Origin of the sequence: Enterobacter sp. PI-10 (assembly GCF_027947695.1) — a bacterium.
GTDB classification, from domain to species: Bacteria; Pseudomonadota; Gammaproteobacteria; order Enterobacterales; family Enterobacteriaceae; genus Enterobacter; species Enterobacter vonholyi.
In genome coordinates, this window is record NZ_JAJNOG010000002.1 from 560,784 (window position 1) to 577,706 (window position 16,923).

General features: G+C 56.8%; 16 protein-coding genes. 10 read left to right on the forward strand and 6 right to left on the reverse strand.

Annotated features, from left to right (window positions below; genetic code table 11):
• The first annotated feature begins 140 nt into the window (after positions 1-140).
• The 8 genes from LRM19_RS07150 to LRM19_RS07185 all read left to right on the forward strand — a co-directional run bounded on the left by LRM19_RS07150 (position 141) and on the right by LRM19_RS07185 (position 10,326).
• Complete coding sequence (locus tag LRM19_RS07150; RefSeq protein WP_271367949.1) at positions 141-1,853, forward strand: ABC-F family ATP-binding cassette domain-containing protein; 1,713 nt, start codon at positions 141-143, stop codon at positions 1,851-1,853.
• Between the two features lie 198 nt (positions 1,854-2,051).
• Positions 2,052-3,062, forward strand: a complete 1,011-nt coding sequence (gene adhP, locus LRM19_RS07155) for an alcohol dehydrogenase AdhP (RefSeq protein WP_115875167.1) — start codon at positions 2,052-2,054, stop codon at positions 3,060-3,062.
• A 149-nt stretch (positions 3,063-3,211) separates the two neighbouring features.
• The gene (locus LRM19_RS07160) at positions 3,212-4,831 is read left to right on the forward strand and encodes a TIGR04028 family ABC transporter substrate-binding protein (protein ID WP_271367950.1); all 1,620 of its coding nucleotides are present in this window, start codon (positions 3,212-3,214) and stop codon (positions 4,829-4,831) included.
• A 10-nt stretch (positions 4,832-4,841) separates the two neighbouring features.
• Positions 4,842-5,786 carry an ABC transporter permease gene (locus LRM19_RS07165; RefSeq protein ID WP_127731005.1) on the forward strand — a complete coding sequence of 315 codons (945 nt, stop codon included), beginning with the start codon at positions 4,842-4,844 and terminating at the stop codon, positions 5,784-5,786.
• Complete coding sequence (locus tag LRM19_RS07170) at positions 5,783-6,634, forward strand: ABC transporter permease (protein WP_271367951.1); 852 nt, start codon at positions 5,783-5,785, stop codon at positions 6,632-6,634. The genes LRM19_RS07165 and LRM19_RS07170 overlap by 4 nt, the downstream gene beginning before the upstream one ends.
• Entirely contained in the window at positions 6,631-8,238 is a 1,608-nt protein-coding gene (locus tag LRM19_RS07175) for a dipeptide ABC transporter ATP-binding protein (RefSeq protein ID WP_271367952.1), read from the forward strand. The genes LRM19_RS07170 and LRM19_RS07175 overlap by 4 nt, the downstream gene beginning before the upstream one ends.
• Complete coding sequence (locus tag LRM19_RS07180) at positions 8,235-9,224, forward strand: putative FMN-dependent luciferase-like monooxygenase (protein ID WP_271367953.1); 990 nt, start codon at positions 8,235-8,237, stop codon at positions 9,222-9,224. The genes LRM19_RS07175 and LRM19_RS07180 overlap by 4 nt, the downstream gene beginning before the upstream one ends.
• Positions 9,225-9,234: 10 nt before the next feature.
• Positions 9,235-10,326: an alkylhydroperoxidase domain protein gene (locus tag LRM19_RS07185; RefSeq protein WP_271367955.1), complete on the forward strand. Its 1,092-nt coding sequence runs from the start codon at positions 9,235-9,237 to the stop codon at positions 10,324-10,326.
• Between the two features lie 6 nt (positions 10,327-10,332).
• Here the strand turns inward: LRM19_RS07185 and araJ are convergent, their stop codons facing one another.
• Both araJ and LRM19_RS07195 read right to left on the reverse strand, forming a co-directional pair.
• Entirely contained in the window at positions 10,333-11,508 is a 1,176-nt protein-coding gene (araJ, locus tag LRM19_RS07190) for an MFS transporter AraJ (protein ID WP_271367957.1), read from the reverse strand.
• Positions 11,509-11,696: 188 nt separating this feature from the next.
• On the reverse strand, positions 11,697-12,203 hold the full coding sequence (locus tag LRM19_RS07195) for a YbjP/YqhG family protein (RefSeq protein WP_271367958.1): 507 nt from the start codon (positions 12,201-12,203) through the stop codon (positions 11,697-11,699).
• Between the two features lie 703 nt (positions 12,204-12,906).
• Here LRM19_RS07195 and LRM19_RS07205 point away from each other — a divergent pair.
• A complete protein-coding gene (locus tag LRM19_RS07205; protein WP_271367960.1) occupies positions 12,907-13,146 on the forward strand; it encodes a hypothetical protein in 240 nt (79 codons plus the stop codon).
• A gap of 237 nt (positions 13,147-13,383) precedes the next feature.
• Here LRM19_RS07205 and LRM19_RS07210 read toward each other — a convergent pair whose 3' ends face one another.
• The gene (locus LRM19_RS07210) at positions 13,384-13,881 is read right to left on the reverse strand and encodes a YbjP/YqhG family protein (RefSeq protein WP_133294486.1); all 498 of its coding nucleotides are present in this window, start codon (positions 13,879-13,881) and stop codon (positions 13,384-13,386) included.
• On the reverse strand, positions 13,881-14,249 hold the full coding sequence (locus tag LRM19_RS07215; protein WP_133294487.1) for an NlpC/P60 family protein: 369 nt from the start codon (positions 14,247-14,249) through the stop codon (positions 13,881-13,883). The genes LRM19_RS07210 and LRM19_RS07215 overlap by 1 nt, the downstream gene beginning before the upstream one ends.
• A gap of 260 nt (positions 14,250-14,509) precedes the next feature.
• On the opposite strand from LRM19_RS07215, the gene ppk2 reads away from it, so the two are divergent.
• The gene (ppk2, locus tag LRM19_RS07220) at positions 14,510-15,328 is read left to right on the forward strand and encodes a polyphosphate kinase 2 (protein ID WP_111963626.1); all 819 of its coding nucleotides are present in this window, start codon (positions 14,510-14,512) and stop codon (positions 15,326-15,328) included.
• A 59-nt stretch (positions 15,329-15,387) separates the two neighbouring features.
• Here the strand turns inward: ppk2 and fdnI are convergent, their stop codons facing one another.
• Together fdnI and fdxH are read right to left on the reverse strand one after the other, a co-directional pair.
• Positions 15,388-16,044: a formate dehydrogenase-N subunit gamma gene (gene fdnI, locus LRM19_RS07225; RefSeq protein WP_111963627.1), complete on the reverse strand. Its 657-nt coding sequence runs from the start codon at positions 16,042-16,044 to the stop codon at positions 15,388-15,390.
• Positions 16,037-16,921, reverse strand: coding sequence for a formate dehydrogenase subunit beta (fdxH, locus tag LRM19_RS07230; protein ID WP_115875191.1), 885 nt, complete (start codon positions 16,919-16,921; stop codon positions 16,037-16,039). Before fdxH ends, fdnI begins: the two co-directional genes overlap by 8 nt.
• Positions 16,922-16,923 lie beyond the last annotated feature (2 nt).

Here is a 16,923-nt window from a genome sequence, read left to right on the forward strand (position 1 = left end):
CGTTATCGGTATCGTGCTGCGATAACTTCTGCTTGAGCGAAGACACCAACCCCTGAAATCCCTTCTCTCGGGCTTACTGAGTTATCGTCAGCGATGTTTGACGAGGCATAAACATGCCTGTAACTCTTGGGTAAGCAACAATGAGCACTTTACTCACTGCACAATCTTTACGCGTTGATACGGCGTTTGGCACGCTCTTCGACTCACTCTCCTTTACGCTGAAAAAAGGCGACCGCATTGGCCTGCTGGGCGACAACGGCTGCGGCAAAAGTACGCTGCTGAAGGTGCTGGACGGCACGGACTCCCCTGCGGCCGGAACGGTAGCGTTGGCCGGGCACTGCCTTATGGCGCGCGTGGAGCAACATCTCCCGGACGCTATTTTACCGCTGACCATGCTGGATGCCGTCCTGGCCCAGTTGCCCTCAACTGAACGGGACAGCCTGCGCTGGAAAGCCGAAACGCTGCTGGCAGGCATGGGCTTTACGCCGCAGGATATGATGCTGCACTCCGCCACGCTGAGCGGCGGGCAGCACACCCGCCTGCTGCTGGCGCGGGCGCTGATTCACGAGCCGGACCTTCTTCTGCTCGATGAACCCAGCAACCACCTTGATTTGCCGACCATGCTCTGGCTGGAACACTTCCTACAGAACTGGTCGGGTAGCTTTGTGCTGGTCTCGCATGACAGACAGCTGCTGGATGCCGTCACCAACGGCAGCTGGATCCTGCGCGATAAAACGCTGCACTACTTTGCCCTTCCCTGCACGGCGGCACGTCAGGCGCTTGACGCCAAAGATGAAAGCGACGCGCAGCGTCACAAGGCGGAGCAAAAGGAGATCGACCGCGTAACCGCCAGCGCCAAACGTCTGGCGACCTGGGGCAAGGTTTACGACAACGAAGACCTGGCCCGCAAAGCCAAACAGATGGAAAAACAGGTCGAACGGCTCAAAGAGAGCCAGACCGCGCTCACGGCGGGCAGCCCGTGGACGCTAACCCTGCGCGGCGACGCGCTGCGGGCGGATCGTCTACTGGAGATGGAAAACCTCGGCGTCCCGCCCGCGCCTGGGCTACCGCCGCTGTTTAACATCGAAACGGCGCGCCTGAAAAGCGGCGATCGCGTGGCGATTGTTGGTCGTAACGGCTGCGGCAAATCGTCACTGATGAAGCTTATCTGGCGACATTTTACGGATGAACCGGCGGAAAGCGGGCTGAAAATCCATCCGCGCGTGTCGCCTGGCTACTACGACCAGACGCTTCATCAGCTTGCAGACAACGCCACGCTTCTCGACGCGCTGGAGCCTTTCGCACCGGATCCGCAGAATCGCAAAATGGCCCTGATAAGCGCCGGGTTCCCGTGGTCCCGCCACGGGCAGAAAGTCAGCACGCTCAGCGGCGGCGAGCGTTCGCGCCTGCTGTTCGTGGGCCTGACGCTTGCCCGCTACAGCCTGCTGATGCTGGATGAGCCAACTAACCACCTTGACATGGAAGGCAAAGAGGCGCTGACGCAAACCCTTCAGCAGTTTGAAGGCGGCGTTCTGCTGGTCAGCCATGACCGACAGTTAATTAGCCAAAGCTGCAACCGTTTCTGGCTGATTGAAGAGGAAAAGCTGAGCGAGTGGCACGATGCAGAAGCGGTCTTTGAGCGTCTGCGTGAAAGCGCGGGGCTGGTGACATCCACCGCACCTGCTATCACCGCTTCGGCGGTTCAATCCTCGCCGTATGACGATCTGCTCGAACGGCTGGTCGCACTGGAAACGCTGCTGGAAGACGATCTGGCGCGTAAGCCTAAGCATCAAAAGCCGCAGCTGCAGGCTCAATGGCGTAAAGAGATTAAGGAGATAGAAGCACAGCTGTAAGTCTGCGCCCGGCGAGTCTCTCTCGCCGGGCCAGTATTTTCCCCCTAAATTATTAGAGGAACGCCGTATTCTTATTCTGAAAATGGATTAAATAATGACATTATGTTGCCGTTGCCTTGCATTACAGCGCCAAACCACTAATCCTTGAGGAGTATTACACCTGCTATGCAGATACTCATCATGAACAAGGAGATACACATGAAGGCTGCTGTTGTCACTCAGGATCATCAGGTTAATGTCACCGAAAAAACCTTGCGCCCGCTAAAGCACGGGGAAGCTCTGCTGAAGATGGAGTGCTGTGGCGTATGCCATACCGACCTCCACGTGAAGAACGGTGATTTTGGCGATAAAACCGGGGTTATCCTGGGCCATGAAGGGATTGGTATCGTAAAAGAAGTCGGCCCAGGCGTGAAATCGCTGAAAGTCGGCGACCGCGCAAGCGTGGCCTGGTTCTTTGAAGGCTGCGGGCACTGCGAATATTGTAATACCGGCAACGAAACCCTGTGCCGTGACGTGAAAAACGCCGGTTACTCCGTTGACGGCGGCATGGCGGAAGAGTGCATCGTCACCGCGGATTATGCGGTAAAAGTGCCGGACGGTCTGGATTCGGCGGCGGCCAGCAGCATCACCTGCGCCGGGGTCACCACCTACAAAGCGGTGAAGGTGTCCGAAATCAAACCAGGCCAGTGGATTGCGATTTACGGTCTGGGCGGTCTGGGCAACCTCGCGCTGCAGTACGCCAAAAACGTCTTTAACGCCAAAGTCATCGCGCTTGACGTTAACGACGAACAGCTGAAGCTGGCGGCCAGCATGGGTGCGGATCTCACCATCAACTCCCGCAGCGAAGATGCCGCTAAAATTGTGCAGGAGAAAACCGGCGGCGCGCATGCAGCAGTCGTCACCGCCGTCGCAAAAGCCGCCTTCAACTCGGCGGTAGATGCCGTGCGTGCCGGTGGCCGCGTGGTCGCGGTTGGCCTGCCGCCGGAAGCGATGAGCCTCGACATTCCGCGCCTGGTGCTTGACGGCATTCAGGTGGTGGGTTCGCTGGTTGGCACCCGTCAGGATCTGCAGGAAGCGTTCCAGTTCGCCGCTGAAGGCAAGGTCGTGCCGAAAGTCACGATGCGTCCTATCGAGGATATCAACGCCATCTTTAAAGAGATGGAACAGGGCCAGATCCGTGGCCGTATGGTGATTGACCTGCGTTCATAATCACCACCGTTCAATTACCGCTCCTGACAGGGGCGGTATTTTTATAGCCATTTTCCGGCAATCCTTATCTTAATTCCTTTGTTCCCTTGTTTTCCCCCGCGCCCGATGATGAATCCGACGCTAACAAGAAGATAACAAAGGAATTCACCATGCAAACCCCATTTCGTCTGCCGCTGCTGACGGCGCTGATTCTGGCGACAACCGCAGCGTGGGCAGCAGATGCGCCCGTCAAAGGCGGCACGCTGATTTATCTGGAGCAACAGGCGCATACCAACCTTTACCCGCCTGCCGGCGGCTTCTACCCGAACGGCGGCATTCTGAACCAGATCACCGACAAACTGACGTGGCAGAACCCGAAAACGTTACAGGTGGAGCCCTGGGTAGCCGAAAGCTGGACCACCAACGCCGATAAAACCGAATACACCTTTAAGCTGCGTCCCGGCATCACCTTCTCCGACGGCACGCCACTGGACGCCAACGCCGTAGCGAAGAACTTTGATACCTACGGCTTAGGCAACAAAGCGCAGCGTCTTCCGGTGTCAGAAGTGATCAATAACTACGATCGCAGCGAAGTGGTCGACCCGCTGACCGTGAAGTTCTACTTCAAAAAACCGTCGCCGGGGTTCCTGCAGGGCACCGCCACGATTGGCTCGGGCCTGGTTTCGCTCAGCACGCTGAAGCGCAACTTTGAAGAGCTGGGTGACGCCCGGCATATCATTGGCTCCGGCCCGTTTGTGGTGAAGGATGAGAAGCTGGGTCGCGAAGTGACGCTGGAAGCGCGTAAGGACTACCAGTGGGGACCGAAAAACCTGACGCAGCAGGGGCCAGCCAATCTGGACGGCATCAAGTTTATCGTGACCCAGGAAGACAGCGTGCGCGTCGGCGCCCTGCTGGCCGGTCAGGCCGACTTTATTCGCCAGGTCCAGGCGTATGACGAAAAGCAGGCGACAGACCAGGGCTATAAAATCTACGCCGCCCCGACCCGCGGGGTGAACGACAGTATTAGCTTCCGCCCGGATAACCCGCTGGTCTCCGATATTCGCGTCCGCCAGGCGCTGCTGCATGCCACCAACGCAAAACAGGTGGTCGAGACCCTCTTCTCGGCCAACTATCCGCAGGCGAAGTCGGTAATTGCCGATTCTGCCGCCGGCTTTGTCGATCTCAGCGATAAATTGACCTTTGACCCGGCAAAAGCCAACCAGCTGCTGGACGAGGCGGGCTGGAAAGCGGGCAGCGATGGGATCCGCGCCAAAGACGGGCAACGGCTGGCGCTGACGGTGTACGAATCCCTGCCGCAGCCGCAAAACAAAGAGGTGCTGCAGCTGGTTGCCCAGCAGTGGCGCCAGGTGGGCGTGGCGCTGAGCGTGAAAGCTGGTGACGCTGGCAGCCGCACGCTGGATAACCTTGATCCGCTGAAAACCCCGTTAACCGTCTCCGAAGTGGGACGCGCCGATCCTGACGTGGTGAAAAGCATGTTCTACACCGCTAACCGCGACGCGCTGCTGCAAAAAGGCGGCTCCAGCGACAAGGTCAAAAACTTCCGTGACGACAAGCTGAATGAACTGCTGGTGAACATTTCGGCTGAGGTCGATCCGCAAAAACGCCTGCAGCTGACGGGGGACGCCCAGCGCTACCTGCTGGATAACGCCTACGTCATTCCAATTTTCGAGGAGCCGCAGGTCTTTGCCGGTGCGCCGTGGCTAAAAGGCGTCAATTTTGAAGCGGTCGGCCGCCCGTCCTTCTACGGCGCGTGGATTGAGAAACACTGAGGAGCTGACGATGCGCCACGCACTTCTTCAACGCTTTGGGCACGGGCTGCTGGTACTATGGGCCGCCTTTACCCTCTCGTTCGTGTTGCTCCAGGTGCTGCCGGGCGACGCGGTGCTGATTAAATTTCAGAACCCGGACCTGGGCTTAAGCCCGGCGCAAATTGAGGAGATGCGCGTGGCCTACGGCGCGGACAGCCCGCTGTGGCAGCAATACGGCCATACGCTGCTGGCGATGCTGCACGGGGATTTCGGCTATTCGTTACAGGCCGGGGTGCCGGTCAGCGAGCTGATTGCCAGCAATCTGCCGGATACCCTGAGCCTCGCCCTGCCCGCCTTTTTAATCGCGGTTCTGCTGGCGTTTGCGCTGGCCTTTGCGTCGCGTCTGCCGGGTCTGCGCTGGCTGAGTAATACCCTCCAGTCTCTGCCGGTCCTGTTTATCTCCTTACCGACGTTCTGGCTGGGGATTGCCCTCATCCAGCTCTTTTCTTTCCAGCTGCGGCTGATCCCGGTGATTAACCCGACGCCGCTCCAGGGGCTGATCCTGCCGATCGTGACCGTCGCGATCCCGATCTCCGCCCCGCTGGCGCAAATCCTGATGCGCAGCCTCGACCAGGTGGCGACGCAGCCGTTTGTTGCCGTAGCCCGGGCCAAAGGGCTGAGTGAAACCGCCGTGCTGTGGCGTCACGTGACCCGCAACGCCCTGCTGCCTGTCCTGAACATTGCCGGGCTGCTGCTGGGCGAGCTGATTGCCGGGGCGCTGATCACCGAAACCGTTTTTGGCCGCAGCGGGCTCGGGCAGCTGACCCAGCAGGCGGTGAATAACCAGGATATTGCCGTACTTCAGGCGGTAGTGATGATTTCCGCCCTCGGCTTTGTCCTGATCAACCTGCTGGTGGACCTGCTTATGCCGCTGCTGGATCCCCGTCTGCAAACCGTTACCGGAGGTGCATCATGAGCCTGGTCGATTACGCTGCCGCCGCGCGAAAACGCGTTCCCGGCTGGCAGGGCGTCGCGTGGCAGCCCGGACTGTGGCTGGCATGGGCGGTAATTATCATTGCGATTTTCGCCGCCGTGGCGCCCGGCCTGTTAACCCACTACAGCCCGATTGAGGGCATCGCCGGAGCGCAACGTCTTGCGCCGCAGGCGGGACACTGGCTCGGCACCGATCAGCTTGGCCGCGATGTTTACACCCGTATTGTGTACGGTGCGTCCCACTCCCTGAGCGCGGCGCTAGCTGCCGTCACGATGGGGCTGGTGGTCGGCACAGGTCTGGGGGTCATAGCCGGAGCGTTCGCCGGACGCGTCGAGTCTTTCCTGATGCGTTATGTCGACGTGCTGTTGTCCATTCCGTCTCTGCTGCTCTCCCTGACGGTTATTATTCTGCTCGGGTTTGGCACCGTTAACGCCGCCATTGCCGTCGGCGTGGCCTCTATTGCCAGCTTCGCCCGCCTCGCGCGCGGTGAAGTGGTGCGCATCCGCCATACGGATTACGTCGAGGCGGCGTTTGGCAGCGGCGGGACGTTCCTGGCGGTGCTGTGGCGACACATCCTGCCCAACGCCTTAACCGCCGTCCTTGCCTTTGCCACGCTGCAGTTTGGTCAGGCTATCCTGGCCCTATCAACGCTGAGCTTTCTCGGCTATGGCACCCCGCCGCCCGTTCCGGAATGGGGCTTATTGATCGCCGAAGGCCGTAACTATCTCTCTACCGCCTGGTGGCTAACCACCTTCCCCGGCGTCGTCGTCATCGCCGTCGTGCTTGCCACCAACCGTATCAGCCAGCAGTTCAGCGGAGGCCTGAAATGACCGTACTCTCGGTAGAAAACCTGGCCATCAGCTACCGTACCGCGCGCCAGTGGCGCGAGGTGGTGCATAACGTCAGCTTCACCCTCAGGCGAGGGGAAATGCTGGCGTTTGTCGGCGAATCCGGATCCGGCAAAACGACCACGGCACAGGCGATCATTGGCCTGCTGGCGGATAACGCCCGTCGCGATGCGGGGAAAATCGTGCTCAACGGCGAGGAGATTAGCCGGTGGTCAGCGAAGCGTCTCGATACCCTGCGCGGGGCGCGAATCAGCCTGGTTCCGCAGGATCCGGGTAATTCACTCAACCCGGTGAAGACGATCGGTGGTCAGGTCGGGGAAATTATTCAGCTGCACCAGAAGGTGACTCGCGCCCAACGCGACGAGCTGGTGCTTGCCCTGCTGACAAAGGTCGGCCTGAGCCACCCCGAACAGCGCATGACGCAGTATCCGCACCAGCTCTCCGGCGGAATGAAACAGCGCGTGTTGATTGCCATCGCGATAGCGCTGTGTCCGGACGTCATCATTGCCGATGAGCCCACCAGCGCGCTGGACGTGACGGTGCAAAAACGCATTCTTGATCTGCTGGATATCCTGCGCCGGGAATCGGGTACTGCCGTTCTGTTTGTCACCCACGATCTGGCCCTGGCCGCTCAGCGCGCGGACAGGCTGCTGGTGTTTCGCAACGGCGAGGTTCAGGAGCACGGCGACACCGCCGATATCGTCCGCACGCCGCAGCACGCCTACACCCGACAGCTGCTGAGCGATCTCCAGGGCCAGCGCCTGACCATCGCCCCGGTAGCCGGCCTGCCGCTCGCGTCACCGGCCATTCGCGCCCGTGCCATCAGCAAACGGTTCTCGCTGGGCAAAGATCATCAGCTTCAGGCGCTGGATCGGGTGACGTTTGACGTCAGGCGCGGCAGCACGCACGCGCTGGTCGGTGAATCCGGCTCCGGGAAAACCACCCTCGCCCGTATTTTGCTGGGTTTTGATCAGGCCGACAGCGGACAGGTCATTATTGATGACATTGATGCCACCGCACTCAGCCGCGAGGCCCGTCGTCAGCTGCGCCAGAAGATCCAGTTTGTTTACCAGAACCCGTTCGCCTCTCTCGATCCGCGTCAGACGCTGTTTGACATCATCGAAGAGCCCCTGAAGAACTTTTCCCGCCTCGCGAAGGCTGAGCGAAAGGTCCGGGTGGAAATCGTGGCGCAGCGGATTGCCCTGCCTACCGAACTCCTGACCCGCACCGCCAGGGAGCTATCAGGCGGTCAGCGCCAGCGCGTGGCCATCGCCCGGGCGCTGATTCTGGAGCCGACTATTCTGGTGCTGGACGAAGCCACCTCCGCGCTGGACGTCACCGTGCAGGCGCAGATCCTGGCACTGCTTCAGCAGCTGCAGCAGCAGCTGGGATTAACCTACCTGTTCATCACGCACGATCTCTCCACCGTTCGCCGGATCGCCCACAGCGTCACGGTGCTGCGCAGCGGTCAGGTGGTCGAACAGGGCGACGTCGAAACCTTATTCACGTCACCGCAGAACGACTATACCCGCGAGCTGATTGCCGCCATTCCCCATTTTTCACCCGCTACGGAGGAGTTCGCATGACGCGAAAACGCCTGGGATTTTTCACCCGCCTGCTTGACGACGCCACGCCGAAAGAGCGCTATCGTCTGGCAACCGAACAGATCCGCCACGCCGAACGCCACGGTTTTGACAGCGCCTGGATTGCCCAGCACCACTTCCACGAAAGTGAAGGCGGCCTGCCGTCGCCGCTGCTGTTTCTGGCTCACGTTGCGGCGCATACCGAAACCATTCGACTCGGCACGGCCATCATTACCCTGCCGATGGAAAACCCGCTGCGCGTCGCAGAAGATGCCTCGGTGCTGGATTTACTCGCCGATGGACGTCTCGAAGTCGGTTTTGGTTCGGGCGGCACGCCGACCTCTTTCCTGCCGTTCGGACTGACGTTCGAACAGCGCGGCGCGGCCTTTGCTGACCATCTACATGTGATCCAGAGCGCCTGGCGCGGGGATTCGCTCACCCATCCGGATAACCACCTTTACCCGCCAGCGCCACAGCTGGCTGACCGGATCTGGATTGCCACCTTTTCCGTCGACGGCGCCGTTCGCGCCGCGCGGGCTGGACACGGTTTGATGCTCTCCCGCACGCAGCCGCGCCCGGCAGACCAGTTGGATTTAACGCTCGACGCGATCCAGAACCCGATTGTGGATGCCTACCTTGAGGCGCTGCCCGCGGGCATCGCACCGCGCATTCTGGCTTCCCGTACCGCGTTCGTCGCCGACAGCGATGACTATGCGCTGAAGGTTGCGACGCCGGGCCTCACGAAACAGGCAAAGCAGCATCGCGCTGCCGGACACGCGGTTAAAGGTGACACCGTCACAGATTTTCGTCGCCAGTTCGACGCCCACATCGGTTCGCCCGAGACGGTGCTGCGTTCGCTGCAGGCCGATTCCGTTCTCCGGCGCGCCACGGACATCTCATTCCAGGTCCATTCGGTCGAGCCCACCCATCGCGACACGCTGCGCTCTATCGAACTGATCGCCGAACATATTGCCCCCCACATCCTTTGAGGAGACACCTATGTCATTAAGTCACGACATTCTCGCCGAGCTGGCGGAAATTAAACCCGGTTCCCCTCTGGCAGAGGCGCGCGCCACGCGGGACGCCGCCACAAGACACGCGCAGGGCAGCTACGAAATCTTATTTACCCAGCAGGACAGCGATTTTGCGCTGGACGAACGCTTCGCCGTCGCGGCAAAAGTCGCGAGGTGGCACAATGCGGAGGCGCTGGCCGCACACTATGCGGGGTTTGGCCTGGCAGACCCGACCTCCGACCGTCTGACCCCGGCGCTGAACTTCGCGCGTCTGTTGACCTTCTCTCCCGTCGAAGCCACGCCCGCATCGTTAAAGGCGCTGACCCAGGCGGGATGGAGCAAAGAAGGTATCGTGACCCTGGCGCAGCTGATCGCCTTTGTCAGCTTCCAGAGCCGACTGATTGCCGGGCTGCGGCTGCTGAACGACAGGCCAGTCGCCACAAACGATGCCCCGGTGGCGGCAGGCGTCTGGCACACGACCGCAACCACGGCCACCGGCAAGGCGGCTCCCGTCGCCTTCACCCAGCAGGAACTGGGCTGGGAACCGTGGATCGCCGCCAAACCGCTGGCGGATTTTCGTGATGACGAGGTTGCGATCCTGGCGAAGTTTGGCCACACCGATTCCGACTATTTCCGCCTGCTGGGCCGCAACCTGCCGGTGCTTGAACAGCGCACGCTAACGGATAAAGGGATTTTTTATACGCCGGGAGGATTGCCGCGCGCCGAGCGCGAGCTGGCCGCAACGGTCGCCAGTAAAATTAACGGCTGCATCTACTGCGCATCTGTCCATGCGCGGAAAGCCAGCCAGCTGTCAAAGGATGACGCTGCGGTAGAGGCCCTGCTGGCCGTGCGTCCAGGACAATCCCTGAGCGAGGGACAATCTGCGCGCTGGCAGGCGGAGATCAATTTTGCGGCGGCGCTATCGGTTACGCCTCCTGCCGCCACGCCGCTGCACCTTGCCGCGCTTGAAAAAGAGGGGCTGGACACCTTAGCCCAGCTTGACCTGGTGCAGTCCGCCGCGTTCTTCGCATGGGCGAACCGACTGATGCTGACCCTGGGCGAGCCCTGGCTTGCCTGAATTCGATCAGGCTAGCGCGCGAGCGTTAGCCTGAGCCCGTCTGGCCCGCAGGTTACCGTAGATCAACAGCGCGCTCATGGCCGAGAACGAGAGTATCGCCGCAGGCAGCGTGACGTAGCGCCAGCTAAAGCCGAGGGTAATCATCATCCCGCCAAAATATGCACCGATCGCGCTGCCGAGATTAAACGCCATCTGCCCGCCCGCGGCACCCAGCATCTCACCGCCCTTCGCATTTTGCAGAAGCAGAATTTGTAGCGGCGCAGAGAGCGCGAACAGCCCGGCACAGCAGATAAAACCCATCACCAGCGAGGCCGTTTTCAGTTCGCCACAGGCGAAAAGCAGCAGCAGCGAGGCGACAATCACCATGTCAGTAGTCGCCGCAATGCGCAGCGGGCTAAAGCGTCCCGAGAGCTTGCCGCTCAACAGGTTGCCCAACACCATGCCAAGCCCCATCAGCATCATGATGGCCGTCATCATCCCTTCTGAATAACCGGAGACGTTAACCATAAACGGCTTAACGAAGCTGAACCATGCGAACACCCCGGCGTTGCCAAACATGGTGGCGGCAAAAATCAGCCAGGGTTCTGGTTTTTTCAGAAAGTGGAACTGCTCGGTCAATTTGATTTCCGATTTGTCGCGGATGTCCGGCACCCAGAGCAGAACCGAAAGGATCACCAGCGCATCGAACACGGCAATCAGAAAAAAAGTATAGCGCCAGCTAAACTGGTGCCCGAGCCAGGTCCCCAGCGGAACGCCCATCAGGTTGGCCACGGTCATCCCGGCGATCATCCCGGCCACCGCGACCGTCACCTTCCCCGGCGGCGCGATTTTAGAAAGAATAATCGCCCCGACGCCGAAAATGGCGCCGTGCGGGAAACCGGAAATCAAGCGCCCGATCGCCAGCCAGAAATATGACGTAGAAAACGTAAACAGAGCGTTCCCAACCGCGCACATGGCAACCAGAAACAGCAGCGTAGTTTTTAAGGAGAACCTGCCTGAGAACAGCGCCACAATCGGGGCGCCAATAACCACGCCGAAGGCATAAAACGAGATCATATTCCCGGCGGAGGGAATCGAAATACCGGTGTCATGCGCCAGCTCGGTTAACACGCCCATAATGCCAAATTCGGCCATGCCAAGGCCAAATGTGCCAAGCGCCAGCGAAAATATTGTCTTTTTCATGCCTCAACCACGGGTTAATCACTCGCAGCGGGCATTATTGAATAATCTTGTATGGTGAGCCAGTTCAAATAAGATGGCTGACAGGTTAATCCATTAATTCAGGAGTTTTCTCCAACCGCGACACGGGGCAATGGAAAACAAAAAGCCCCGGCAGGCGTCAGGGCTTTAAAGGGTTTAAGGTCTGGCTTTTACGGTGTGCTTTCTGCCGCTGCTTTAGCGCGTGTAATCGCGCCAGCATTGAAAATTGGGTGCTCGTGATTGTTCGTTACGTCACGAACGCGGTAAATTTTCCATGCATCATCTTCACGACGAAGAAATACCTCAAGGTGAATGCTTCTCCCGTTACCCGCCCCTTCAATAACCTGGACTGCTTCACCGTTTAAAAATGGTCTGGCGTTTTCCACTCGTAACGCAGGTATCCATTCACGAGAATAATCTTGGGTATACGTAAAATAGTCAGACTCTATTAACTCTTGTTCAGAGATTTCCTGAATAGTATTAATGCGAACAATCGTATCAGCAGAAACATATTTACGCAGTTCGTCGGCAGGATAAGGCCTGGCTTCATCGCTGCCGAATACGGAAAGATAGGATTTATAAAATGATTCAGTAGCGTCTTGTGCGCTACGTTCTTGATTGGCAGCCGAACTACATCCCACCAGCAACATAACGAATGATAACAATATCCTTTTCATCAATGCATCCTGTAAATTTTAAAGGATGGTTGCATTTTGCGGTATCCAGGCCCCGGATACATACTTTTTTGAACGAAATCAGAAATCCATTGTGTACCGTCATACATAGTCATGTGGCCTATGCCATTTCCACCAGGGTATGGCTGTATCACGGCCACATCACCAGCAATTAACGTTGAACCGGGCGGCAGCTCACTGAATCCAGCACGTAATAATTCAACCCCATAATCTTTTGCATAATCTGTGTTCGCTACCTTAACACCGCCAGCCAGAATGGCAAGGAGGGTAAACTTAGCACATTCACTATGAGAGCGCCCCAGAGCGTGTGAACGGAGATACGAAACAGTAGCTTATTTATTCCAACTCATTCTTAGTTCCTTTAAGTAAGTGAGAAGGAAATTATTACGTTAACCTTTGATAAGCTGTGGGATTAAAAATGCTGAAATGTAGTATTAATACTAAAACGAATACCGACGATATGACAGGGGTACTGTGCCGTGGCACATTCGCGAATACCCCTGCCGTATCGCCGGAAAGCAAAAAAACTGTCAGCGGTCTTAATGAATGCGTCCCGTAGGACGCACTATAAGATCACTTACATTGAAAATCCGCATTATGATCAAGGTTATTATTAGCGTGCTTAGTTACCATCAAGCCTCAGCTCACCCATATGCAGCAACATGGGTGCAATCAGCAAAGAGGAATGGCTGATAACCTCTTGATAAGGAAATTTTTTATGCCGCATCATGATGTGAATATTAAGCTAAAAACAAGTACTAAAACCTTTGACGACGTTAACGGAGAAATTACTGCAATCAAATTACTTATTGGCTTGATTGCCACAAAACTCACCCAAGATTGCCGCGATAACTTACTTAGCGAGTTAAATTCGTTAGGAAAGCCAGATCTAGCGAAAATGTTGGAGCAGTTTTTACCCAAGTGAAGCAAAGTAAAGCTTAATTGAAGCAAAGGGACGAGGGGATTCGTAAGAAAAACTCGTCCTTTTACATTTAACACACCGCTATTTTGTTACATTAGACATCTCTCTATCTGCTTGTTTAAATTGCTAATGGTGGGCCTTAACTGGATGTGCCGAACGCACAACCGGGCGCGCTCCGTACACCTGGTACGCGCGCAATAAAAAGCCCCGGCAGGTGCCAGGGCTTGTGAGGTTTATTCTTTACAGGCCGCTTTCAGCAGCAGACTTCACGCGAGTTATTGCACCCGAGTTAAATATGGGATGCTCATAGTTATCGCTTACATCACGGACCCTGTATATCTTCCATTTATCAGCCTCACGCCGAACGAAAACTTCCAGTTCTAACTTCCCGCCGTTTTCCTTACCAATCCAAACTGGCATTACCTCACCACCCAAAAAGGGGTTCGAGGTACCGACAGTGAGCGCCGATATCCACGACGGGTCATAATCCTGCGCGTAAGCGAAGTAATCAGAGCCAAGTAAATCTTGTTCGGGTATCGACTCTATATCGTCCAGTCTCTTGAGCGTGTCTGCAGAGACATATTCGCTCATTTCGGATAGTGGGAATTCTCTGTCACTACTGGTAAGGGTCGGTAGATATGCTGCGTAGAAAGCTCGGACGCGGTCTGAAGCGCTGATATCGGGCTTAACAGTACATGCGGAAAGCAGACACGCAAACAACACCATTGCAGCTCGCATCAATTCTTCCTGTAAATTTTGAAAGACGGTTGAGCCGCGCGATACCCCGGCCCAGGGTACATGCCGTGTTGTCGAAAATCGGAAATCCACTGTGTGCCGTCATACATTGTCATATGTCCGCTTGAGTTTCCGCCCGGATAGGGTTGAATGACAGCAACATCGCCACTTAATAATGTAGAACCCGGAGGAACTTCATGAAATCCCGCTCGCAGTAATGATGGCCCGTAATCTTTTGCGTTTAGCGTTCTCTCCAGCCTGACGCCACCTGCTTTTATTGCTTCCCTGGTAAACATTGCACATTCGTTATGTGAACGACCGAGAGCGCGTGATCGGAGGTGTGAAACAGCAGCTTCTTTATTCCAACTCATTCTTAGTTCCTTTAAGTAAATAAGAACGAAATTATCACGCTAACCACATTTAGCGTGTGGGATTAAACGTGCTGATTTTTCGCATCCGTGACGTTCTAAAAGGGGAACGGGTGCTAAGCACCTTCGTTAATACCTAAATAACTGCTTGAAAAAGTGTTGCTAAATTAATTACCTAAAAACAATACGTTTAATATCAGGTGGATTACACTTCATAGTGCGGCCTCGCTTTTTCCACGCCGGACAACCTGAGGATGACAATTATGGGAAGTAAAAAGAAAGCCCCTGTCGCTGTTGATGTCGTATCGAATGCACCGCTTAAGACCAAAGAGTATGAAAAAGAGCTCCGCCGCCTGCACGTCGAACTGGTTAAGCTCCAGCAGTGGGTCGTCGCCAAAGGGTTAAAAGTGTGTATTGTTTTTGAAGGACGCGATGGTGCAGGCAAAGGCGGCACCATTAAAGCAATCACCGAGCGCGTCAGCCCTCGCGTGTTTCGCGTTGTTGCGCTCCCTGCTCCGACTGAAAAGGAAAAAAGCCAGCTCTACTTCCAGCGCTATGTGCCGCATCTGCCTTCGGCTGGCGAAATCGTGATCTTCGATCGCAGCTGGTATAACCGCGCGGGCGTGGAACGGGTGATGGGGTTCTGCACGGAGGAACAGGCGGAGAAATTTTTGGACGGCGCGCCGGTTATGGAAAAAGCGATGGTCGATGCCGGAATTATCCTGCTGAAGTACTGGCTGGAGGTGACGCCGAAAGAGCAGGAGCGGCGCCTGCGCGACCGTATTAACGATGGTCGTAAAATCTGGAAGCTGTCACCGATGGATATTAAATCCTTTAACCTCTGGGATGAGTATACCCTTGCACGCGACGCCATGTTTGAAGCCACCGATACCGCCTGGGCGCCGTGGTTTGTGGCACGTTCAGAGGATAAAAAACGCGTGCGCCTCAATATTATTTCGCATCTGCTTTCGCAGATACCGTATAAAGAAATTCACGTCGATAAGGTGGATTTACCGAAGCGCAAAATCGGCAAAGTCAAACCCACAAAATACCCGTTCCGCTATGTGGAAGAGCGGTTCTGATTTAAAAGAATAGGCCCGCGCAAGCGCAGCGCCGCCGGGCAAAGCCGACGGCGCAGGTCTTACTTGATCCCTTCCGTACTTTCCTGTTTCGCTTCCAGCCGTTCCACGTCACGATACCAGCGCGGATGGTGTTTCTGCGCCCAGCGGCGGCTCACCTTCCCTTCAATCATGCCTTTAATCGATCCTTTCACCCAGAACGCCATATACATATGGATCAGGATGGCGTGAATCAGAATGATGGCCGACGTCGCGTGGATCAGCAGCGCGTAGCGAATCACCTGTATCGGGAAGTAGTGTGCAAAATACGGACGCCAGATAATCACCCCGGTCACCAGCAGCACAAAAATCATGCTCATGATGGTCCAGAACATCATCTTTTGCCCGGCATTGTATTTCCCCACCTTCGCGACTTTGTGCTCGTTACCCTTCAGGACTTCGACGATCCCTTTCACCCACGGGATATCCTGCTTGTCCGGGATGTTATGGTGGACGAATCGCACGAACATAAACATCAGCACCACGAAAATCAGCACGCCGAAGAACGGGTGCAGAATGCGCCCCATCTGCGGCGTACCGAAGGTTTCGGTCAACCACTGCAGCGTCGGGAAGAAGAACGAAATTCCCGACACCGCCACCAGGAAGAAGCAGATAACTACCGTCCAGTGACAGGCGCGGTCGACAAACTTTGTGCGCACTATCATTTTCGACTTACTCATGATGCTCCTCCTCGTCGTCATCCACCTCTTTGTTTGGCCCGATACCGATGTAGTGATAAATCAGCCCAGCGAAGGTGGCGATAAAGCCCGCCGCGGATAGAGGCTTGAGCGCCCCTTTCCACAGGTTAATGGAGGTATCGATCGCCGGATCCTTCGGCAAGTTGTGGTACAGCTCGGGCTGGTCGCTATGGTGGAGCACATACATCACGTGCGTACCGCCCACGCCCTGCGGGTTATAAATGCCCGCATTCTCGTAGCCGCGCGCTTTCAGCTTGTCCACTCGCGCCTGCGCCACGTCAAGCATCTCTTTTTTAGTGCCGAAGTGGATCGCCCCGGTCGGACAGGTTTTCACACAGGCAGGCTCCTGCCCGACGCTGACGCGGTCCACGCACAGGGTACATTTGTATACCCGGTTATCCTCTTTATTGAGGCGCGGAACATTAAACGGACACCCCGCAATGCAGTACCCGCAGCCGATGCAGTTGTCCTGCTGGAAATCGACTATCCCGTTGGCGTACTGAATAATCGCGCCAGCAGACGGGCACGCCTTCAGGCAGCCCGGATCCTCGCAGTGCATGCAGCCGTCTTTGCGGATGAGCCACTCCAGCCTGCCGTTCTGGTCGGTTTCGCTAAAACGCATCACAGTCCAGGATTTAGCGCTCAGATCCGCCGGATTATCGTAGACCCCAACGCAGTGCCCCACCTCGTCGCGGATGTCGTTCCACTCAGAGCAGGCCACCTGGCAGGCCTTACAGCCCACGCAGGAGGAGACGTCGATAAGCTTGGCGACTTCTGCCTTGTAGTCCCGCGCGCGGGGCGCGGGAGTTATCGGGTTGGTCGCGGAGCGTTTGATAACGTCTTGTGTTTCCATCGCCATTG